Source organism: Tsukamurella soli (assembly GCF_039541155.1).
Taxonomy (GTDB): Bacteria; Actinomycetota; Actinomycetes; order Mycobacteriales; family Mycobacteriaceae; genus Tsukamurella; species Tsukamurella soli.
The window spans coordinates 47,573-68,341 of record NZ_BAABFR010000010.1; the positions used below are offsets into that span (position 1 = coordinate 47,573).

The window sequence follows — 20,769 nt, forward strand, 5'->3', positions numbered from 1 at the left end:
AGTCAATGTGTCAGCAGTCAATAAATGTATCGATGGTGAGGAGGTGGGGACGGTGGCCTCATCGGAAGCAGCCGATCGGCGACTCGCCCTCGGCGCACTGGACGCCGGCGCAGGAGGCGGTGGGCCTCGTGTCGCGAACCGATGGATCGCCCTCGTCGTTCTGAGTCTCGCGCAGCTGATGGTCATCCTGGATTCGACGATCGTGAACATCGCGCTGCCGACCGCCCAACGCGAACTGGGGTTCTCAACCGACGACAGGCAGTGGGTGGTGACCGGGTACGCGCTGGCGTTCGGCAGCCTGCTTCTGCTCGGCGGACGGCTCGCGGACCTCTTCGGACGGAAGCGGCTGTTCATCATCGGGCTCGCCGGGTTCGCGGCCGCCTCGGCGGCCGGCGGGGCCGCAAGCGGGTTCGAGATGCTGCTGATCGCGCGTGTCGCCCAGGGGGCGTTCGCCGCGATCCTCGCACCGGCGGCGCTGTCGATGGTCTCGGTGACCTTCGCCGACGACGCCGACGAGCGCGGTCGTGCCTTCGGAGTCTTCGGCGCGGTCTCAGGCGCCGGTGGTGCGTTGGGGCTGTTGCTCGGCGGAGTCCTCACCCAGGATCTGTCGTGGCGGTGGTGTCTCTACGTGAACCTGATCATCGCCGTAGTGGCGTTCATCGGAGCACTGACCTTCCTCTCCGACGATGGTCGTCGGGAGCACACGCGACTCGACATCACGGGGACGGTCACGGCGGTCCTCGGCCTGGTCGGCATCGCATACGGACTCGGCAACGCCGCGTCGAAGGGCTGGAACGACCTCTGGACGCTGGGGCCGGTGATCGCCGGAGTCGCGCTCGTGATCGTCTTCGTGCTGATCGAGCGGCGCGTGGGGAATCCGCTGCTCCCGCTCCCGGTGATCCTCGACCGTGACCGAGGCGCGGCATATCTGGCGATCGGCATCTCGGGAATCGGCGGCTTCGCGGTGTTCCTGTTCCTGACCTACTACCTCGAGGAGACGTTGCGGTTCTCGCCGCTGCAGACCGGCGTGGCATTCCTTCCCATGGTCGGCCTGGTGATGGTCGGTGCGGTGGTCTCCGGAACGGTGCTTCTGCCACGCGTCGGACCGCGTCCGCTGGTGCCCGCAGGATGTCTCTTCGCGGCGATCGGGATGGCGATGCTCACCGGTATCGGAGCAGCATCCAGCTATTCGGGAGGCGTACTGCCTGCGCTCCTCATGATCGGTCTCGGGCTGGGATCGATCTTCGGCCCGGGACAGAACGCGGCGACCAGCGGGGTCTGGTCCCACGAGGCGGGCGTCGCCTCGGCGATGGTGAACATCGCCCAACAGATCGGTGGTTCGATCGGACTGGCCGTGTTCAGCTCCCTGAGCGTGACGACGATCGCGGACTACGTCGACACGCACGCCGCGACGCCGGCTCGCCCAGACCCGGCCACGATCGTCGACGCGACCCTCGTCAGCTACCACTTGGTCTTCTGGGTCGCCGCAGCGCTCTTCCTCGGGGGCGCCGTGCTGACCGGCCTCCTGTTCCGCAGCGGCCCGTTGGCGGTCGCCCCAGATTCGAGTCGACGGGCAGACGCCCGCGTCGTGAAGTGAGGATCATGATGAAAGCAGTACAGTTCAGCCGGTTCGGTGGTCCCGAGGTCCTGGGGATCGTGGATCTTCCCGACCCCCACCCGGGTCCCGGTCAGGTGCGGATCACCGTGCGCGCGGTCGGGATCAGTGCAACGGATCCCAAGATCCGCTCGGGCGCACTGAAATTCGGTGCAGGGCTCCCGCAGACGACGGGTCGCGATGTCGCAGGTGTGGTCGACGAGGTGGGCGAGGGCGTGACAGACGCAGCCGTCGGCGATCGAGTGTTCGGGGTCTCCGACGACGGCGCGGGAGCAGCCGAGCTGGCCCTGCTGACCCACCGCGCGCACATCCCCCCGTCGCTGGGGTTCGTGGATGCCGCGGCACTGCCAGTCGCCCTCGAAACCGCAACCCGTGCGCTCGACCAGCTCGGGGTCGCGGGCGGAAGCACGTTGCTGGTCAACGGCGCCACCGGCGGGATCGGCAGTACGGCAGTCCAACTCGCGGTCGCGCGCGGTGCGCGCGTGATCGGCGTCGCCAGTGCCGCCAACCAGACCTACCTCGGCTCGTTGGGCGCGGAGCCCGTGACCTACGGTCCAGGCATGGTCGAGCAGGTGCGCGCGCTCGCCCCCGACGGTGTCGATGTAGCGCTCGATGTCGCGGGTAGCGGCGTCCTGCCCCAGCTGATCGAACTCTCCGGGGACTCCGCGAATGTGGTGACGCTCGCTGACTTCGAGGGCTCTCATGAGCACGGTGTGCGGTTCAGCAACGGATTCACCGATGGTCACGGCTTCCACGCTCTCGCAGAGGTGGGCGACCTGATCGAGGCGGGGAGGTTCTGGCTTCCGGTCGACAGGGTCTTCCCGCTCGCCGAGATCGCAGACGCACATCGCGTCAGCGAGGGCGGCCACGTGCGAGGTAGGTTGGTGCTGGTAGTCGGCGAGTGACGCCGCCGCGACGACTGAGCGACGCATCGACGGGCCGGCCGACACCGGTGCGGTCCGGCGGCGCTACCCGGAACCGGATGCGACGGCGAGTAGGTGGTAGTCCGGGAAGCGGTGGGTCTCGTCGGGACGGGAAACGGTGCGCCACAGCTCCGTCAGGCCGGCGTCGCGCATGGCCTCGGCCAGAGTCGACGGGTGCCAGCGCCACGCGCGTGTGACGGCGTGGTCGAACTCCTGAACGCCGGGCGCGTCCCGTGCCTGCCCGGCCAGCAGCACCGGTGTACCCGGCCGAAGGCGCGTGCTCCAGTCGTGCAGCACCGTCGACACCTCATCGGGCGGGAGGTGGATCAGGCTGTACCGGGCCAGGATTCCCGATGCGGCACCCAGATCGACACCGTCGAGCAATGCATCGCCGCGGATCAGGCGCAGGTCGGGATGCGCGGATTTCGCCAGCTCGAGCATGCCTGCGCTGGGCTCTACACCCACGACATCGATACCGTGCTCGGCCAGGTCGGCAGCCACATGTCCGAGCCCGCACCCGACGTCGACCACGGGGCCGGTCCGGCCGGACGCGCGGATCGTGTCGACGAACGCATACACCGCATGGCGCTCCAGCGTCGTCGAGTACGCGTCGGGGAAGGTTTCCGCGTACCGATCGGCGAGGACGTCGTACCCCGGTCGGGTCACGCGGCGCCGGCGCGCCCGAGCACCACGAACGATGTCGGGATCGGCACCCACTGCGGATACAGCCACGATTCCGTGCGCGTGCGCACCTCGAACCCGGCGCTGCTCACCAGGGCGGCCGCGTCGCGGTGGGTGTGGCAGTTGCCGAACACCCGCGGCCACAGCGTGGCGTCCGCGACCCGCTGGGCCGCCCCCATCGGCCCCGGCGCGGCGACGTGCTCGAGGAAGCGCAGCTCACCGTCGGGGCTGAGGCACCGTCGCACCTGTCCGAGAGCCTCGGCGGGGTCGGGAAGCGAGCATAGGACCAGGGAGAAGACCACCGCGTCGAACGGGGTCTCGGGTTGGAACTCCGCGAGCGTCTCGTGCCGCACCGCGATCCGCGAGTCCGCAGCGGCGGCCGCGGCCGCGAGCTCGTGCAACGCCGCCTCGGGTTCGAGTGCGACGACCTCGGCGACCTCCGGTGGGTAGTGCGGGAAGTTCGACCCCGTCCCCGCGCCGACCTCCAGTACCCGCCCGGAGAGCCCGGCCAGGTTGCGCACCCGCAGCGCTACGAGCGAATCCGGCTCGTGCCGCACGAGCTTCGGCCACACCCAGGAGAAGAACGGGTTCGCAAGACCGGTCATGTGACGAGCCTAGGCCCCCTCGGCGGCGTGGGCCAGGTGCGCGGCTCCTCCCGACACCGCCACGGATCGCCTCGATCCTGTTGTCAGTAAGAGAACGTCGAGTAACATCCGCCGCATGGATATTGCTGGCGGCAGCGCCGTGGTCACGGGTGGGGCATCGGGCATCGGGGCTGCGGTGGCTCGCGGGCTGGCCGCGAAGGGTGCCCACGTGGTGATCGCGGACCTGCAGGAGGACAAGGGCCAGGCGCTCGCCGAGGAGATCGGCGGCGTATTCGCCACCGTCGACGTGACCAAGACCGAGCAGATCGAGGACGCGGTCGAGCGTGCCCTCGAGCTCGGCCCGTTGCGCGTGCTGGTCAACTCGGCCGGCATCGGCTCGGCCCAACGGACCATCGGCCGCGGCGGCCGATACTCGTCGGCGCACGACCTGGCCGCGTTCTCGAAAGTGATCGCCATCAACCTGATCGGCACCTTCGACGCGATCCGAATCGCCGCCACTGCGATGTCGCGCGGAGAGCCCACCAGCACGGGCGAGAAGGGTGCGATCGTGTCGATGGCGAGCGTCGCAGCCTTCGACGGTCAGATCGGGCAGGCGGCGTACTCGGCCTCGAAGGGTGGCATCGTCGGGATGACGCTGCCGGTGGCTCGGGACCTCGCCGCCGCGGGCATCCGCGTCAATACCGTGGCACCCGGCCTGATCGACACCCCGATCTACGGCCAGGGTGACGTGGCTGAGGCGTTCAAGGCCAAGCTCGGCCAGAGCGTCCTGTATCCGCACCGCCTCGGGCAGCCCGAGGAATTGGCCTCGATGGTGCTCGAGCTGCTGCTCAACTCGTACATGAATGCCGAGGTCGTGCGCGTCGACGGCGGAATCAGGATGCCGCCCAAGTAGTCACGGACGGACCGTCAGGGTCTGCGCGAGCGACCCGATCGGCCCGGCCTCGTCGTGCAGGACCGACTGCGTCAACCCCAGGCCGTCGGGGCCGAACGAGACGCGCGTGTCGAAGCCCAACCATCCGGCGCGCGGTGGCGTGAACAGATGCGCTGTCAGATCGACGTTCGGGAAGGCGACGGCGCGTGGGTCGGCGCGCACCGTCATCCCATTCGCGATGTCGAACAGCCCTGCGGCGGTGGCGGTTCCGCTCACCGCCTCGTCTGCGATCAACGGTAGGTCGGTGCGGACCCAGAAGACGGCGCGACCCGGCTCGTCCTGCTGTCGCCGGATGTGCGCAGACGCGATGAAGCCACCGGGCCAGAGAGTCGATCCGTCCCACTCGGGCACGCCGGCCGGCCCGGGGATCGGGGCGAGCGCGGTGCCCGCCACGGCGGCGGTGTCGCGGGGCTGCATCAGCCACGCACGCAACCGCACCGTGTCGCGGCCCCCGTGTGCCAGCGTCGCCTCCACCAGCTCGATCGTCCGGCCCGGGCGGAGCACCGTCACCGTCGTGGCCACCTCGTCGACGGGGAGCGTGCCGAGTATGTCGTAGGAGAGCCGGGCGAGCACCAGGCCGTCGTCGCGCCGCGCGTCCCGATCGGTCTCGACCGCGTGTGCCAGCAGGCCGAGCGCCGGAGCGATGTGCTGCTCATCGGTGTTCCAGGCTCCGCCCACGTGCTCGGTGGCGCGGAACGTGTCGCGGCCGGTGCGTACGAAGTAGGCCTGCATGTCTTGTCTGCTCCCTCCGGACCTGCGTTGCGCGCCTTACCGATCGCGCTCAACCAGGCGACGGGCGCTCGTCCCGAGACACGCTACCGTCAGCGGTGCTGCGGCCGCCCGGGCACCGTGAACTGCCCGATCCCGGGGATCGTGAACGTGGTGCCGCCCCGCGGGTTGGTGTGGATAGCGGGGCCCGACGGTGCCGACACGACCGGCGGCGACGGCGGCGGCGTGTACGGCGCGATCCCGTTCGACAGCGTCAACGTCACCGTCGCGCCCGGGACTGTGAAGCCCGACGGGGTCGTGGAGACGACGGTATCGGCGGCCGACGAACTGTCGGTGTAGTTCGTGGTGGTTTTGAAACCGGCGGCGGCCAGCGTCCGTGTGGCGCTAGCGACATCGAGGCCGACGACGTTGGGGATCTTGCCGGGCCCGAAGCCGTTCATGTAGCGCGGATCGGCGGGCGGCAGGGCCACGGGGCCGAAGATCGTCGCGATCGGCTTGATCCCCTCGTACCATGCGAGCGCCGGCTCGTTGCCGCCGTAGACGTTGCCGTCTGCGCAGGAACGGAGCGGCGACGTGCAGACCGGGCCGGGGGAGTTGCCGTCGTTGTACACGTAGCTCGCGCCGGCCATGGTGTTGGTGAAGCCGAGGAAGGTGGCGGAGCGGTAGGTCTCCGTGGTGCCGGTCTTGCTCGAGACCGGGAGCGTCCATCCGGCCCGGCTCGCGGAGCCGGCCGACGTGCCGCCGCCCAGGTGGTCCTGGCTCAAGATGTTCGCCAGCGTGTCGGCGAGGCCCCTGGGTATCACCTGCTCACACGGCTGCGACTGGAACGGTACCGGTGTCGTGTCCGGCACGCCGTTCTTGTCCAGGACCGGCGAGCCGTCACCGTTGCGCTTGACCTGCGTGATCGACTGGATCGGGTTGGCGGGGCACCAGACCCCGTGCGATGCGAGGGTGGCCGCCACGTTCGACAGCTCGAGGTCGTTCACGGCGGTCGGGCCCAGCGTGAACGACGCGAGGTTCTGCTTCTTGAACATGTCGGCGAGGCTCGTGGAGCCGTAGCCGGAGCTACCCGGCTCGGTGTAGGACCGGAGTCCCAACCGCACGGCCATGTCGACGGCGGGGGTGACACCGACCTGCGTGATCAGCTTGACGAAGGCCGTGTTGGGCGACGTCGCCAGTGCCTGCGTCAGGGACATCGACGACGCGTAGTTGCCGGCGTTGTGCACGCAGTAGTAGTCGGCAGGGCAGCCCTCGGCGCCACCGTTTCCGAACCCCTTGACCGAGAAGTACGAGGGGACGTCCAGCGTCGTGTCGGCGGCCATGCCCTTCTCCAATGCCGCCGCCACGGTGAAGATCTTGAAGGTCGATCCCGCGCCGTCACCGACCTGGGAGAACGGCTCGGGTTGGACTGTCTGGTACTTGTCGGCGTCCAGACCGTAGGTGCGACTGGAGACCATGGCGAGCACGTCGTGGGACTTCGAGCCGGGCTTGATGATGTTCAGCACTTCGGCGACGTTCGGCAGGGTGGGGCTCGCTGCGTCCACCACGCTGGCCTGGACGGAGTTCTGGACCCGAGGATCCAACGTCGTGCGGATGGTGTACCCGCCGCGCATGACCTGGTCCTGCGACAGCCCGGCCTGGGCCAGGTACTGGAGCACGTAGTCGCAGAAGTAGCCCCGGTTGCCGGACGCCGAGATGCAGCCGTTGGGCAGCGTGTTCGGATGGGGCAGCACGCCGAGCGGGGTCGACTTGGCCTGCTCGTACTCGGCGGCCTTGTCGGGGAAGTTCTGGATCAGCGTGTCGAGCACCGTGTTGCGGCGTGTCATCACGCCCTGCGGATTCGTGTACGGGTCGAGCGCGGAGCTCGACTGCACCATGCCGGCGAGCATCGCCGCCTCGGGGATGGTCAGCTGCGACGCGTGCTTGCCGAAGTAGGTCTGCGCTGCGACCTCGACGCCGTAGGCGCCGTTGCCGAACGGCACCAGGTTCAGGTAGCGGGCCAGGATCTGTTCCTTGGCGATCACCTTGGCCTGCGCGTCGTCGACGTGCTTCTCCTGCTTGGCCTGCTCCTCGAGTGTCCGCTCGAGCGTGAGCGCCATGCGCACCTCGCGCAGTTTGCGTGCGGGCGTCGTCTCGGTCGCCGCGCGCCGGTCGGCATCCGACCGCGCCAGCACCAACAGCTGGTAGTTCTTGATGTACTGCTGGTCGAGCGTCGACGCGCCCTGCTGTACCTCGCCCGCCGACGAGTTCTTCAGGAACGCGCGGACGGTGCCCTGCCAGTCGACACCGTCGTGGTCCATGAACCGCTTGTCCTCGATCGAGATGATCGAGCGCACCATGTTGGGCGAGATCTGATCGAACGGAACCTGCACGCGCCGCTGGTCGTAGAGGTACGCGATCGGTGCACCGGTGCTGTCGGTCACCGTCGTCACCTCGGGCACCTGGCCCTGGAGCAACTCGGACGAGATGTTGTCGACGGTGTCCGCAGCGCGGTTGGATACCAGGCCCGCCCCACCGATGAATGGGAAGAGGACTCCGGCCACCAGGAGGCCCGCCAACAGGCAGCACCCGATGAGCCAGGCGATCGTCTTCTGTTTCGACACGCCCATCAGGATACGTGCCGACCTGGACTGGGTGCGGTAGCCGCTGTGTAGGGGCGCGTGGGCACGTCGCAACTGCGGCCGGTAACCGGACGGGCGTACCGGATTTCTTGTACCACTGTGTCGAATTACCTCGCCCGCGAACTTGATGTTGTTCTGTGATTCAGGTAACACTATTGCAGACGGTGTGGTGCGCGGCCGGAGAGCCCCTACGAAGGGGCGCGGGTCGCAGTGCAGGAACCACGCACGATGCACTCGGGAGAGGGGACCGACCATGACTAACCTTGGACGCGCACTCACGGAGGACGAGGACCGCCTGGCCTGGGTCTCCCAGGCGAAATGCCGCGAGGTCGACCCTGATGAGCTGTTCGTCCGAGGCGCCGCCCAGCGCAAGGTGGCGACCATCTGCCGACACTGCCCGGTGCAGCTCGAGTGCGGCGCAGACGCCCTCGACAGCCGTGTGGAATTCGGCGTCTGGGGTGGCATGACCGAGCGTCAGCGCCGCGCACTCCTGCGTCAGCATCCCGAAGTCACCAGTTGGCGTTCGTTCTTCGAGGCCCAGCGCACCCGCAAGCGCGTCGCCGGCTGACACGCGATCGACACGGCCCCGCATCCGGATAACCGGAGGTGGGGCCGTCGGCGTCGGACGGGGTATCGGCGCCGACGCCCGTGCCGTCGGTACCGACACCACTGTCGCCGCGGTCCCACCGTCGGCCGCACGGTCGGGTCGCTAACCGACCACCTGCTCGGCGACCGCCTGCAGTCCCTCCAGGCTGGACACCTCGAAGGGCAGTGACGGCACCCCGACGACGGATACGTCGGGGCTCTGCTGCACGAACTCGCGAAGCAGCTCTATCTCCCGCGCCGCAGTGGCGGCCCGCCACGCGTGCACTCGACCCACCGCGGCCGCGGCAGGATCCACGGTGGCCGCCGCTGCGGCCTCCGCCGCCTCGGGGGCGATGTCGGCGAGGCTCGGGTGGGTCCGGTTGACGATCAGTCCCGTGAGCGGCATCTCCTCGGCGCGGAGCCGCTCGATGAAGTAGTGCGCCTCGCGCAGCGTGTCGTGCTCGGGCGACGCGATGACCACGAACCGACTGCTCGGTTGCGCCAACAAGGCGTAGGTACGGTCGGCGCGCTCCTGGAAGCCGCCCAGGAGGTTGTCCATCTGACCCACGAAAACCGAAGCGTCCGAAAGCATCTGGCTTCCAATGATGGTGGAGACCACCTTCAGTGCGATGCCCATGCCGCCGGACAGCACACGGCCCACCCCGCGCGTCGGTGCCGCGATCAGGCGCATGAGCCGCGAGTCGAGGATCGACCCGAAGCGCTTGGGTGCGTCCAGGAAGTCGAGCGCGTTGCGGGACGGCGGCGTGTCGACCACCACCAGGTCCCAGTGGTCGTCCGCCACCAGCTGGCCGAGCTTCTCCATGGCCATGTACTCCTGCGTGCCGGAGAACGACGAGGCGATGGTCTGGTAGAAGGGGTTGGCCAGGATCTCTTGTGCGCGTGCGGGATCCGCATGTTCAGTGACCATCTCGTCGAAGGTCCGCTTCATGTCGAGCATCATCGCGTCGAGCGTCCCGGCGCCCGCGACCTCGACCCGCTGCGGCTCGTTGGTCAGGTCCGCGATGCCCAGCGCCTGCGCCAGGCGCCGCGCGGGATCGATCGTGAGCACCACCACATGGCGCCCCTGTTCCGCGGCCCACAGCGCCATCGCAGCCGCGGTCGTCGTCTTGCCCACGCCGCCCGCGCCGCAGCACACGAGCACCCGCGTGCCCGGGTCGGTCAGTTCGGAGCCGAGCGCCAGCTGCCTCATCGTGCTCCCGCCTTGGTCAGACGATCCGCCAGCTCGTAGATGCCGCCCAGGTCGACGCCGTCGGGAAGCAGCGGCAGCTCGAGCACGGGACCGCCGGCGGCGATGCGGTCCAGGTCGCGGCGCGCCTCCTCCTGCCCGCGCAGCGTCCGCGCGTAGTCGATCGTCTCGGCGAGCAGCCCGGCGAACGCGTCGTCGGTCACCGTCAGGCCCGCGGCGGCGAGCTCCGTGCGCACCGCGGGTCCGTCCACCCGGGCGTCCGCGAACGCGGGCACCAGGTCATCGGGCAGGAACCGGGGCAGCGCGCGGTTCACCACGACTGCGCCCAGGCGCAGGTCCAGCTCGCGCAGCTCCGCTGCGGCCTCGGCCGACTCCTGCACGGGCAGCGACTCGAGCAGCGTCACGAGGTGGACGACGGTGTCGGGTGAGTGCAGCAGGTCGACCACGCGTTCGGCCTGCCCGGAGATCGGTCCGGCCTTGGCGATGTCCCGCATCGCCCGCGTCACATCGAGGAACTTGCCGATCCGGCCCGTGGGCGGAGCGTCCACCACGACGGCGTCGTAGACGTACCGATCGCCCTCGCGCCGCTGCGTGCACTCCATGAGCTTGCCGGTGATCAGGATGTCCTTGAGGCCGGGCGCGAGTGTGGTCGCGAATTCGATCGCGCCGATCCGCCGCAGCGCGCGGGCCGCCATCCCCATGCCGTAGTTGGTCTTGAGATAGTCGAGGAAAGTGGCCTCCACGTCCATCGACAGCGCGAACACGACGCCGCCCGACGCGGCGGTGGCGATCTTCTGCTCGGTCGTCGGGAGGTCGGGCACCTCGAAGCTCGGTGCGATCCCCGCGCGTCCCTCCACCTCGACGAGTAGCACCTTCTTCCCGGACGACGCGATCGCCAGCGCGAGCGCAGCGGCCACCGTCGATTTCCCGGTTCCGCCCTTGCCGGACACGAAATGCAGGCGCGCCTGCTGCAGCTCAGCGGTCCACCGACCACCGGCCCCGGGATCCGCCCCTTCGCTTGACACCACAGGCGCAGCATATAGGGGCGCCTGCCGGCGACTGCGTCGATAGGGTGAACGCATGTACCACGCGAAGAAGGGACGTCGATGACCGATAAGACCACCTGGGAGTACGCGACCATCCCACTACTCACCCACGCGACCAAGCAGATCCTGGACGGCTGGGGTGCCGACGGCTGGGAACTCGTCACCGTCCTTCCCGGGCCGACCGGCGAGCAGCACGTCGCCTACCTCAAGCGGCCAACAGGCCCCGGCGCGTGAGCGGGCGCTGGTCGGCGAGGCTCGCCGAGCTGGGCATCGCACTGCCGGACCTGGTGCCGCCGCTCGCCGCGTACGTCCCGGCCACGCAGGTAGGCGACCTCGTCTACACCTCGGGGCAGTTGCCGATCGCTGCGGGTGAGCTGGTCGCACGGGGCAAGGTCGCCGAGAACGCGGAGGGCCTCGTCCACCTCGACGACGCCGTCGCCGCGGCTCGTCAGTGCGCGCTGAACGCGCTCGCGGCGGTGCACGCGCTGGTCGGGATCGATACCGTGATCCGCATCGTCAAGGTGACCGGCTTCGTCGCCTCGGCTCCGGGCTTCTCCAACCAGGCGGCGGTGCTCAACGGTGCATCGCTGCTGCTCGGTGAGATCTTCGGCGACGCCGGTCGGCATGTCCGCTCCGCTGTGGGTGTCGCCGAACTCCCGCTCGGGGCGCCCGTCGAGGTCGAACTCACGGTCCAGGTCGGATAGCCGCTGCCCGCGCGGGTCTCGCCCACCCGCGCGGGTGCCGGCGTGCGTACCCGGTCGTACGCTCTACGCATGGGCGAGCAAGCACCTCTCCAGCATCCCGCGCCGCGCCGGCTGCGCCCGGTGACGTCGTACGCGTCGGTGCTGTTGTGCGACAACCCGAGCGTGATGACGCTCGAGGGGACCAACACCTGGGTCCTGCGCGCACCCGGGCGTGCGGAGTCCGTGGTCGTGGATCCGGGGCCCGACGACAAGAAGCACCTGCGGCGCGTGGCCGAGGCCGCGGGAATCGTGGCGCTGACCTTGGTGACGCACCGGCACAAGGATCACACCGGCGGGCTCAAGCGGTGGGAGTCGTTGACGCGCAGTCCTATTCGTGCGTATCTACCCGAATACTGCATCAACACGGCCACCCCGCTGGCCGCGGGTGACGTGATCTCTGTCGCGGGGTTGGACCTGACTGTGCTGCACACGCCGGGGCACACGGCCGACTCCCTCTCCTTCCTGGTCGACGTGGCCGATGCACCGTCCGAGCCCGGCGCGCTGATCTCGGGCGACACGCTGCTCGGCCGCGGCACCACCGTGCTGGACCCCAAGGACGGTGGCCTGGCCGACTATCTGGGCTCCCTCGACCTGCTCGGCCGGCACGCCGCCGGGCGGTCCCTGCTGCCCGGGCACGGCCCCGACCATCCCGACGCGGCGCCGATCGTCGCCGGCTACGTCGCGCACCGCGCGGATCGGCTCGATCAGGTCCGCCGGGCGCTGGACGACATGGGCGTCACGGCAGCGGAGGCCAAGCCGATGAAGGTGGTGCGGCACGTGTACCGCGACGTCGACAAGAAGGTGTGGCCGGCCGCCCGGCAGTCGGTGCGTGCGCAGCTGGACTACCTGGTCGCCGAGGCCGGCGGGGCGCCGCTCGAGGGCTGACGGGGCCGCAGCCGGCAGCCGAACGGCGAAGGCCGCCTCCCGACGGGCGGGGGCGGCCTTCGCTGCGTCCGGGGTCAGCGGGCCCGGCGGGCCAGCCGCTCGGAGTCGGTGATCACGACCGACTTGCCCTCGAGGCGCAGCCAGCCGCGATGCGCGAAGTCGGCGAGCGCCTTGTTCACGGTCTCGCGAGACGCCCCGACCAGCTGGGCGATCTCCTCCTGTGTGAGGTCGTGCGTGACCCGCAGGGCGCCGTTCTCGTGCGTGCCGAACCGCTGCGCGAGCTGCAGCAGCTGCTTTGCGACGCGGCCCGGCACGTCGGTGAAGATGAGGTCGGCGAGGTTGTTGTTGGTGCGGCGCAGGCGGCGCGCGAGCACGCGCAGCAACTGCTCCGCGATCTCGGGGCGGTCGCGGATCCACGCCCGAAGCGCCTCGCGATCCATCGTCATCGCGCGTACCTCGGTGATCGTGGTCGCGCTGGATGTGCGGGGGCCCGGGTCGAAGATCGACATCTCGCCGAACATGTCCGACGGGCCCATCACCGACAGCAGGTTCTCGCGGCCGTCCGGCGACCGGCGGCCGAGCTTCACCTTGCCCGACAGGATGATGTACAGGCGATCGCCCGGCTCACCCTCATTGAAGATCACGTGCCCGCGGGGGTAGTCGACCGGGTGCAGGTCCTTCATGAGTGCCTCGACCGCGGCGGGCTCGACACCCTGGAATATGCCGGCCCGCGCCAGGACCTCGTCCACGGGGGTTACCTCGTTCCTCATCTATGTACGTGACGACCATGTGTGTGACGCTGCTGATGCACGCGGCGCTGTGAGTTTACGGTGCTTCGCAGTTCCGAGTGGTGCATTCCACACGCAGCTGAGACAAAGCTACCTGCACACAGCCACGATCCGCCGTCCACCCCGCCGGTGGTTCGGCTGTCCGGCCCTGTCGGGGCCGCCGCCCGACGGTCAGCTCGCCTGCGCCTCGCCGGGGGCGTGATCCAGTTCGTGGAGGTCCACGGCGGCTGGCAGGCCGATGGTTGCGAGGGTCTCCGCGTCGGGGCGGTCGTACTCGACAACGTCCAGCGTCGCGCGCCGCGGACGCGTCACCCGCGCCTCGACCTTCTCCATGGCGAGCGCGAACAACATCAGCAGCACCGGGAAGAGCAGCCCTATGAGTCCTTGCACCCGGGTAAGTAAACACAGCCAAGGTCTCGGATCGGCAACGAACTGCGCACGGCTGCGTCGTTAATATGGTCTACCGTGCCCCGCGAGCAGGAGACCCGCCTCGGATTGGTGCGGCGCGCCCGGCGCATGAATCGGACGCTGACCGCCGCATTTCCGCATGTGTACTGCGAACTCGACTTCCGTGATCCGCTCGAACTGTCGGTGGCGACGATCCTGTCTGCGCAGTGCACCGACGTGCGGGTGAATCAAGTCACACCGGCGGTGTTCGGGCGGTATCGCAGCGCTGCCGACTACGCGGGCGCCGACCGGATGGAACTCGAGGAGCTGATCCGGCCCACCGGCTTCTACCGCAACAAGGCGAACTCGATCATCGGTCTCGGCCAGGCGCTGGTCGAGCGGTTCGACGGTGAGGTCCCGAACCGCCTCGAGGACCTGATCACGCTGCCCGGATTCGGCCGGAAGACCGCCAACGTGGTTCTCGGTAACGCATTCGGGATCCCCGGTATCACCGTCGACACCCACTTCGGGCGGCTGGTACGGCGGTGGGGCTGGACAGCGGAGACGGACCCGGTGAAGGTCGAGCGCGCCGTGGGTGAGCTCATCGAGAGACGCGAGTGGACGGACCTGTCGCACCGGGTGATCTTCCACGGCCGGCGCGTGTGCCACGCCCGGAAGCCGGCGTGCGGCGTCTGCGTGCTCGCCGCCGACTGCCCCTCCTACGGAGTCGACGGTCCGATCGATCCCGCGCTCGCCGCACCGTTGGTCAAGGGACCCGAACGGGAGCACCTGCTCGAGCTGGCGACCGAGATCCCGCGCCCGGCGCGCCGACGGGGGGCCCGCGGGGTCGGCGTCCGCGAGGAGCGGACGTGACGCGACCGCGGCCGGTGCGGCTCAGCGCGTCGGCGAAGTGGGTGATCGTGTGCGCGGTCGTCCTCGTCGCGCTGGTCGTCGCCATCCGCCCGCAACATCCGGGCGGGGCGGATCAGGCACCGTCGGCCCCGACGGGGACGGTGGCCTCGGCCCCGGGCGAGCTCGCGGCCGCCCGCAGCCGCGCGCGTCTGCAGCCGTGCACGCCCGACGGCACCGGCACCGTCGGCGCGGACTCCGATGAACCGGCGGCGATGGGGCCGCTCGCCGGTCTCACCCTCACGTGTCTGTCGGACGGTCGCCCGGTGGACGTCGGCCGGGCGCTGGCGGGACGGCCCGCGCTGGTCAACATCTGGGCGTACTGGTGCGGGCCCTGCCGCGTGGAGCTGCCGGCTCTCGCCGGCTTCGCGAAACGGGCAGCCGGCCGCGTGACCGTTCTCACCGTGCACGCCGACCCGAACGAGAGCGCCGCTCTGGACCTGCTCACCGGGCTGGGCGTGCACCTGCCCACCGTCGAGGACCCGACTGGCCGCGTCGGAACCGCCGCCGGCGCGCCGCGCGTGTATCCGACCACCGTCCTGGTGCGCGCAGATGGCAGTGTGGCAGGGGTGCAGGCCCGCCCGTTCACCTCCGTCGACGACATCGTGGGTGTGGTCCGCGCCGAGCTGGGGGTGGATCTGTGAGCCCCGACGTGCGTGTATCCGTCGATTCGGCGCCGGTCTGGATGCGCCAGCTGCTCGGCGCGCTGCCCGAGGTGCCCGCGCATATGCGCCATCGCGGCGGCGCCGTGGCCGCCGCGCTCACCGTCCGCCGTCCGCGGCTCGCTTCGGTCCTCATGCTGTTCGAGGGCTCGGAGGCCGGCGTGTCGGGTCCCTCGACGCCGCCCGCGGACGCGACCGTCCTGCTGACACAGCGCGCGACCGCCCTGCGTCAGCACTCGGGCCAGGTGGCGTTCCCTGGCGGCAAGCGCGACGACGGTGACGCGGACGATGTGGCCGTCGCCCTGCGGGAGGCGTGGGAGGAGACGGGGCTCGCGCCCGACACGGTGCAGGTGCTGGCGACGCTCGACCCGCTCGACGTGCCCGTCTCGTCGTTCGTCGTGACGCCCGTACTCGCGACGACGACCCGGCCCAGCCCGGTCGGCGTGGTCGACCCGGGCGAGACGGCGCTGGTCCGGCGCGTGCCCCTGCGCGAGTTGGTCGACCCCGCAAACCGGTTCATGGTGCGAAAGGCCGGTTACTCCGGGCCCGCGTTCGCGGCGGGCCCGATGCTGGTCTGGGGTTTCACCGGGGGGCTGCTCAACGCGTTGATCACCGCCGCCGGATGGGAGATCCCCTGGGACACCCGCGACGTCCGGAGCCTGAACGACGAACTGCACGCCGCCGCGCGCCGGGCTGCCGCATGGGCGGACGCAGGTGCCGCCACCGCTGATCGGCCCGGCGGATGAGCGGGTCGGCGTGGGTCGACGTCATCGTCCTCGCCCTGGTGCTGGTCGCGGCGGTCTCCGGCTACCGGCAGGGTGCGGTCGCGTCAACGCTCGCGTTCGTCGGCGTCGTGCTCGGTGCGGCGGCCGGAGTGCTGCTCGCACCGCACGTGATCGCCGATATCTCGGGCTCGCGCACCCGCCTGCTGGCCGGGATCGCGCTGCTCGCCGGCCTGGTCATCATCGGTGAGGTGTCCGGGATGGTCCTCGGCCGGGCCGCGCGCAGTTCCCTGCGCAACCGGGTCATCCGCCGCATCGACAGCCTGATCGGCGCCGTGGTACAGGGCGTCGCGCTGCTGCTCGCGGCATGGCTGCTGGCGATCCCACTGACAACGGCGTCCGCACCGGGGCTGTCCAAGGCGGTCCGCGGTTCCACCGTGCTCGGCGAGGTCGACCGTCTGGCACCGCAGTTCGTCAAGGACCTGCCGCAGAAGTTCGCCCGGGTCGTCGACACGTCCGGGCTGCCGGACGTGCTCGGACCGTTCGGTCGGACCCCGATCGTCGACGTCGACCCGCCGCCGGTCATGTCGTTCAGCGATCCCGCGGTCGCTCACGTCGTCTCCTCGGTGGTGCGGATCGACGGGCAGGCCCCCCGGTGTCAGCGGGCGCTCGAGGGCAGCGGCTTCGTCGTCGCACCCGACCGGGTCCTGACCAATGCGCACGTCGTGGCCGGGACGACGGCGGTGCAGGTGACCACCACGGCCGGGAGGCTCGCCGCCCGCACCGTGCTGTTCGACCCGCAGACCGACCTCGCAGTCCTCGATGTTCCGGGCCTCGACGAGCCGGTCCTGCCCATCGCGAGTTCGGTCGCCGCGTCCGGTGACCCGGTGTTCGCGCTCGGCTATCCGGGCGGTGGGCCGCTCACCCTGTCGTCGGCGCGCATCCGGTCACGGCAGGTGCTCGACGGTGCCAACATCTACCGGGTCGGCGAGGTCCGGCGTGAGGTGTACACGATCCGCGGGACCGTGCGGCCGGGCAACTCGGGCGGGCCGCTGTTCAACGCCGACGGTGAGGTGATCGGCGTGGTGTTCGGTGTGGCGGTCGACGACACCGATACCGGCTTCGCGCTCACCGCCAAGCAGGTCGACGCCGCGATCACCGTCGCGCCCACGCTGAGCGCGCGCGTGTCGACGCAGGGCTGCGTCATCGAGGGCTGAGGCGGGGTCAGTTCAGCAGGCGCGGGCCGGGCAGCGAACGTAGGAACTCGACGATCTGCGGGCCCGCGTCGTCCGGAGCCTCCTCGTGGGCGAAGTGGCCCGCACCGACGATCTCCCGAGGCCGGTAGTCGACGGCCCAGTCGTGGCTGGAGAGCACCGGCTGGGAGAGGATGTACGGGTCCTGCTCCCCACGCAGCGCGAGGACGGGGATGTGCAGCCGCTGGTTCATCCGGCTGGCGAACCGGCTGCCGTCGGGCCGGAACTGGCTGCGCCACGCCCATCGGCTGTACTCCAGCGCGCAGTGCGCCGTGCCGGGGATCTGGATTGCGCTGCGATACCGCGCGATCGCGTCCGCGTAGTCGGCTGTCTCGGTCCACGCGGGCCCGCTGCGCTCGGCGATCAATTCGACCAGAGCGGCACCGTCGTCACGCGTCAGCCGGTCCTCGGGCATGCGCGGCAGCTGCGCGAACGTCATGTGCCCGAGCATTGCGGAGCGCTGTCCGCGGTTGCGCAGCGCCGAGCGCTTGAGAGCGATGGGGTGAGGGGAACTGATCACGGCGATCGCCGTCACGGCCCGGGGATGCAGTGTGGCAGCCGCCCAGCATCCCAGCCCGCCCTCCGCGTGACCCACGAGCGTGGCCGACGTGTGCCCCAGCGCGCGGATCAGGCCGCTGGCGTCGCCGGACAGGGTCCAGCCGTCGTAGCCTCGGGGTGGTTTGTCACTGTCGCCGTACCCGCGCAGGTCCACGGCGACGGCCCGGTAGCCGGCGTCGTGCACCTGGGGTAGCAGATGTCGCCAGCTCCACCAGAAGCCCCCGAAGCCGTGCAGGAACACGACGAGTGGGCGGATGGCGCTAGGGGAGTCACGGTCGGCCCGCAGGTACTCGACCGCGTGCAGCCGGATCCCGTTCGCCCGGACGTCGTGGTGGACCCAGGGGCCCGCGAACCGGACGGTCGACGGGTCGGGGGGAGCGTTCACCGTCTTTCGCCCCGCGCGGCGGTCAGGATCGCTTCGCGCCCTGCAGCACCGTCTGGACCTCCTTGACGGAGGCGATCGTCTTGCGTGGCCCTCGGATCTTGCGCACCTTGAGGAAGCCGAGCAGGCCGGCCACGGCCGCGACCAGCACCATCAGCACGAAGACGATCAGGAACGACGCCCAGCGCGGCAGCCACACCGACAGCAACTCGCCGAGGAAGAAGAAGAAGAAGAACGACGAGTACAGCAGCACCACGCCGGCGACCACGAAGAACGCGGAGCCGGTAGCGGCCTTCTTGACCTCGGCGACCGTCTCGGCCTTGGCCAGCTCGACCTCGGCGCGTACCAGCGAGCTGACCTGAGCAGTGGCATCACGCACCAGGGCACCGATAGTCGGTTCGCCCGCGCTGGTGACCGACGGATCCGTGAGGGGGATCGCGGACAGGGTCTTCGGGGTGTCCGAGGTGGGTTTGTTGTCCAAGCTCACTGTCGTCCTCCTTGGTGTCGATGCATATCGTGCCAGAGGTCACGATCCGCCGGGCGGATGGCTCCCAGTTTGCGAACGCCTGCCCGGTGATATCGCGCCGGCCGGTAGGCGCTACTTTCGTCCATCGTGACCGACTCGTCCGACATCGCCTCGTCCACCGATCCGGTGCCCGTCAAACGTGGGCGCATCGTCGTGGCCTCGATGGTGGGGACGACGATCGAGTTCTTCGACTTCTACATCTACGCGACCGCGGCCGTGCTGGTCTTCCCGACGCTGTTCTTCCCGAAGGCGGACTCGACCGCGGCGCTGCTCAGCTCGTTCGCCACGTTCGGCTTGGCGTTCGTCGCCCGGCCGCTCGGCTCGATCATCTTCGGTCACTTCGGCGACCGTGTCGGCCGCAAGGCGACGCTCGTGGGCTCGTTGCTCACGATGGGCATCGCGACGTTCCTCATCGGGGTGCTACCGACCTTCGACCGGGTCGGCTACTGGGCGCCCGCGCTGCTGTCCACGATGCGGTTCTGCCAGGGCCTCGGCCTCGGCGGTGAGTGGTCTGGAGCGGCCCTGCTGGCCACCGAGACCGCCGCGAAGGGCAAGCGGGCGTGGGCCGCGATGTGGCCGCAGCTGGGTGCGCCGTTCGGCTTCTTCCTGGCCAACGGCGTGTTCCTGGTGATCATGCTGACGTTGGGCTTCGACGCGAAGACCGCCGCCACCAACCACGCCTTCCTCACCTGGGGCTGGCGGATCCCCTTCCTGCTGTCGGCGCTGATCGTCATCGTCGGCCTGTACGTGCGGCTCAAGCTGACCGAGACACCGGTCTTCGCGAAGGCCGTGGAGGAGGGCCGCCGGGTCGAGACGCCCGTCGGCGAGGTGGTCCGCACCGCCTGGCGGCCGCTGGTCATCGGCACCTTCGTGATGCTCGCGACATACACGCTGTTCTACATCGTGACCACCTGGGTCGCCTCGTACGGCACCGGCAAGGTGGCCGACCACAGCGGGGCCAAGCTCGCCATCAGCTACGTCGACTTCCTGGAGCTGCAGCTCGTCGCGGTACTCTTCTTCGCCGGTCTGGTGCCCGTCTCCGGCTGGCTCGCCGACCGCTTCGGTCGGCGCATCGTGCTGCTCGTGATCACCACGGGGATCATCGTGTTCGGCCTGCTGTTCGGGGTCATGCTCGACCCGCGGCACACCGGCGACGGCGGCATGCTGCTGTTCCTGATCGTCGGCCTGGCGCTGATGGGCCTGACCTTCGGGCCGATGAGCGCCGTGTTGCCGGAGCTGTTCGCCACCAACGTCCGGTACACGGGCAGTGGCATCTCGTACAACTTCGCATCGATCCTCGGCGCGGCGGTCGCCCCGTTCATCGCCACCTGGCTGGTGTCGTCGTACGGCGTCTTCTGGGTCGGTGTGTACCTCGCGATCACGGGCGTGCTGACGCTGCTGGCACTGCTCACCATGCGCGAGACCCGTGACGTGGACCTGGAGCAGGTCTAGGACGTCTCGCGGCCTCCGTGCGCGTCCGCCGGCCATGTCCACCCGGAGATGGCAGGGTCGTCCTCGCCGCGTTCGCGCGCCTGCGCAGGATCAGCCAGTCCGAGCACGTCGAACTCGCCGACGTCGCCCAGCGCGTCGTCGACGAGGCGGTTCGTCGCGCCCGCGCCCGCACCACCGATTCGTAGTCCGCCGGCTTCTCAGTGCGCCGACATCACCGGCATCTATACAGCCGGTTGCCGAGCCGACAGGCGCGTAAGCTGGGGGTCACTGGATCAGACAGTCAGTTCGGAACAGAGTCGGCCGTCCGCCGTCGGCTCCAGGCAGCAGCCTCCGCCGGACACATCGGTGAACTCACCGTCAGGCGATCACTATGACCGACATCATCGCCGCAGCTCAGTCACGTCGACTCGGCACTCTCACAGCATCCGGCGGGTCCCGGGGGAAAGACGATCGCCACGCGATCGAGGCCGCCGATCGCGACTGCGTCCGGTGTGCCCGCGGCATCGACCACGTCGTGGGCGTCCTGTCCCTCGGAGACCCCGCTCGCAGGCTCGAATGA

Annotated in this window: 22 protein-coding genes; 12 read left to right on the forward strand and 10 right to left on the reverse strand. The window is 69.8% G+C overall.

Going from position 1 to position 20,769, the window contains the following annotated elements:
- Positions 1–52: 52 nt before the first annotated feature.
- A complete protein-coding gene (locus tag ABD908_RS05135; RefSeq protein WP_344991832.1) occupies positions 53–1,597 on the forward strand; it encodes an MFS transporter in 1,545 nt (514 codons plus the stop codon).
- 8 nt (positions 1,598–1,605) lie between these two features.
- On the forward strand, positions 1,606–2,520 hold the full coding sequence (locus tag ABD908_RS05140) for an NADP-dependent oxidoreductase (RefSeq protein ID WP_344991925.1): 915 nt from the start codon (positions 1,606–1,608) through the stop codon (positions 2,518–2,520).
- Between the two features lie 63 nt (positions 2,521–2,583).
- On the opposite strand, the gene ABD908_RS05145 is transcribed toward ABD908_RS05140, so the two are convergent.
- Together ABD908_RS05145 and ABD908_RS05150 are read right to left on the reverse strand one after the other, a co-directional pair.
- Positions 2,584–3,204, reverse strand: coding sequence for a class I SAM-dependent methyltransferase (locus tag ABD908_RS05145; RefSeq protein ID WP_344991834.1), 621 nt, complete (start codon positions 3,202–3,204; stop codon positions 2,584–2,586).
- Positions 3,201–3,824 carry a class I SAM-dependent methyltransferase gene (locus ABD908_RS05150; protein ID WP_344991837.1) on the reverse strand — a complete coding sequence of 208 codons (624 nt, stop codon included), beginning with the start codon at positions 3,822–3,824 and terminating at the stop codon, positions 3,201–3,203. Before ABD908_RS05150 ends, ABD908_RS05145 begins: the two co-directional genes overlap by 4 nt.
- A 115-nt stretch (positions 3,825–3,939) precedes the next feature.
- On the opposite strand from ABD908_RS05150, the gene ABD908_RS05155 reads away from it, so the two are divergent.
- Positions 3,940–4,716 (forward strand): SDR family NAD(P)-dependent oxidoreductase, encoded by a 777-nt coding sequence (locus ABD908_RS05155; protein WP_344991840.1) that lies wholly within the window; start codon positions 3,940–3,942, stop codon positions 4,714–4,716.
- Here the strand turns inward: ABD908_RS05155 and ABD908_RS05160 are convergent, their stop codons facing one another.
- Positions 4,717–5,487 (reverse strand): thioesterase family protein, encoded by a 771-nt coding sequence (locus ABD908_RS05160; protein WP_344991843.1) that lies wholly within the window; start codon positions 5,485–5,487, stop codon positions 4,717–4,719.
- 89 nt (positions 5,488–5,576) lie between these two features.
- Positions 5,577–8,093 carry a penicillin-binding protein gene (locus ABD908_RS05165; protein WP_344991846.1) on the reverse strand — a complete coding sequence of 839 codons (2,517 nt, stop codon included), beginning with the start codon at positions 8,091–8,093 and terminating at the stop codon, positions 5,577–5,579.
- 265 nt (positions 8,094–8,358) lie between these two features.
- Between ABD908_RS05165 and ABD908_RS05170 the strand changes: the two genes are divergently transcribed.
- Entirely contained in the window at positions 8,359–8,673 is a 315-nt protein-coding gene (locus ABD908_RS05170) for a WhiB family transcriptional regulator (protein ID WP_344991849.1), read from the forward strand.
- Between the two features lie 141 nt (positions 8,674–8,814).
- Here the strand turns inward: ABD908_RS05170 and bagB are convergent, their stop codons facing one another.
- Both bagB and bagA read right to left on the reverse strand, forming a co-directional pair.
- Positions 8,815–9,900 carry an ArsA family ATPase gene (bagB, locus tag ABD908_RS05175; protein ID WP_344991852.1) on the reverse strand — a complete coding sequence of 362 codons (1,086 nt, stop codon included), beginning with the start codon at positions 9,898–9,900 and terminating at the stop codon, positions 8,815–8,817.
- On the reverse strand, positions 9,897–10,925 hold the full coding sequence (gene bagA / locus ABD908_RS05180) for an ATPase BagA (RefSeq protein WP_385922968.1): 1,029 nt from the start codon (positions 10,923–10,925) through the stop codon (positions 9,897–9,899). The genes bagB and bagA overlap by 4 nt, the downstream gene beginning before the upstream one ends.
- A gap of 78 nt (positions 10,926–11,003) precedes the next feature.
- Here bagA and sp36 point away from each other — a divergent pair, with 78 nt between their 5' ends.
- The 3 genes from sp36 (at position 11,004) to ABD908_RS05195 (ending at position 12,571) form a co-directional block, all read left to right on the forward strand.
- A complete protein-coding gene (gene sp36, locus ABD908_RS05185) occupies positions 11,004–11,177 on the forward strand; it encodes a Sp36 family protein (protein ID WP_344991856.1) in 174 nt (57 codons plus the stop codon).
- On the forward strand, positions 11,174–11,647 hold the full coding sequence (locus tag ABD908_RS05190) for a RidA family protein (protein WP_344991859.1): 474 nt from the start codon (positions 11,174–11,176) through the stop codon (positions 11,645–11,647). Before sp36 ends, ABD908_RS05190 begins: the two co-directional genes overlap by 4 nt.
- A gap of 69 nt (positions 11,648–11,716) precedes the next feature.
- Positions 11,717–12,571 (forward strand): MBL fold metallo-hydrolase, encoded by an 855-nt coding sequence (locus ABD908_RS05195; RefSeq protein WP_344991862.1) that lies wholly within the window; start codon positions 11,717–11,719, stop codon positions 12,569–12,571.
- A 74-nt stretch (positions 12,572–12,645) separates the two neighbouring features.
- Here ABD908_RS05195 and ABD908_RS05200 read toward each other — a convergent pair whose 3' ends face one another.
- Positions 12,646–13,320, reverse strand: coding sequence for a Crp/Fnr family transcriptional regulator (locus tag ABD908_RS05200; RefSeq protein WP_344991932.1), 675 nt, complete (start codon positions 13,318–13,320; stop codon positions 12,646–12,648).
- Positions 13,321–13,530: 210 nt separating this feature from the next.
- Entirely contained in the window at positions 13,531–13,749 is a 219-nt protein-coding gene (locus tag ABD908_RS05205; RefSeq protein WP_344991865.1) for a hypothetical protein, read from the reverse strand.
- Between the two features lie 126 nt (positions 13,750–13,875).
- Between ABD908_RS05205 and nth the strand changes: the two genes are divergently transcribed.
- Genes nth through ABD908_RS05225 form a run of 4 tightly spaced genes read left to right on the forward strand, consistent with a single transcriptional unit; the run spans position 13,876 to position 17,256 of the window.
- On the forward strand, positions 13,876–14,619 hold the full coding sequence (gene nth, locus ABD908_RS05210) for an endonuclease III (RefSeq protein ID WP_344991935.1): 744 nt from the start codon (positions 13,876–13,878) through the stop codon (positions 14,617–14,619).
- The gene (locus ABD908_RS05215) at positions 14,616–15,299 is read left to right on the forward strand and encodes a TlpA family protein disulfide reductase (protein WP_344991868.1); all 684 of its coding nucleotides are present in this window, start codon (positions 14,616–14,618) and stop codon (positions 15,297–15,299) included. Before nth ends, ABD908_RS05215 begins: the two co-directional genes overlap by 4 nt.
- Positions 15,296–16,063: an NUDIX hydrolase gene (locus ABD908_RS05220; protein WP_344991871.1), complete on the forward strand. Its 768-nt coding sequence runs from the start codon at positions 15,296–15,298 to the stop codon at positions 16,061–16,063. Before ABD908_RS05215 ends, ABD908_RS05220 begins: the two co-directional genes overlap by 4 nt.
- Positions 16,060–17,256: a MarP family serine protease gene (locus tag ABD908_RS05225; RefSeq protein ID WP_344991874.1), complete on the forward strand. Its 1,197-nt coding sequence runs from the start codon at positions 16,060–16,062 to the stop codon at positions 17,254–17,256. Before ABD908_RS05220 ends, ABD908_RS05225 begins: the two co-directional genes overlap by 4 nt.
- 7 nt (positions 17,257–17,263) lie before the next feature.
- Here the strand turns inward: ABD908_RS05225 and ABD908_RS05230 are convergent, their stop codons facing one another.
- On the reverse strand, positions 17,264–18,235 hold the full coding sequence (locus ABD908_RS05230; protein ID WP_344991876.1) for an alpha/beta fold hydrolase: 972 nt from the start codon (positions 18,233–18,235) through the stop codon (positions 17,264–17,266).
- A 22-nt stretch (positions 18,236–18,257) separates the two neighbouring features.
- Positions 18,258–18,719 carry a phage holin family protein gene (locus tag ABD908_RS05235; protein ID WP_344991880.1) on the reverse strand — a complete coding sequence of 154 codons (462 nt, stop codon included), beginning with the start codon at positions 18,717–18,719 and terminating at the stop codon, positions 18,258–18,260.
- 201 nt (positions 18,720–18,920) lie between these two features.
- Here ABD908_RS05235 and ABD908_RS05240 point away from each other — a divergent pair, with 201 nt between their 5' ends.
- Positions 18,921–20,210, forward strand: a complete 1,290-nt coding sequence (locus tag ABD908_RS05240; protein ID WP_344991938.1) for an MFS transporter — start codon at positions 18,921–18,923, stop codon at positions 20,208–20,210.
- Positions 20,211–20,769 lie beyond the last annotated feature (559 nt).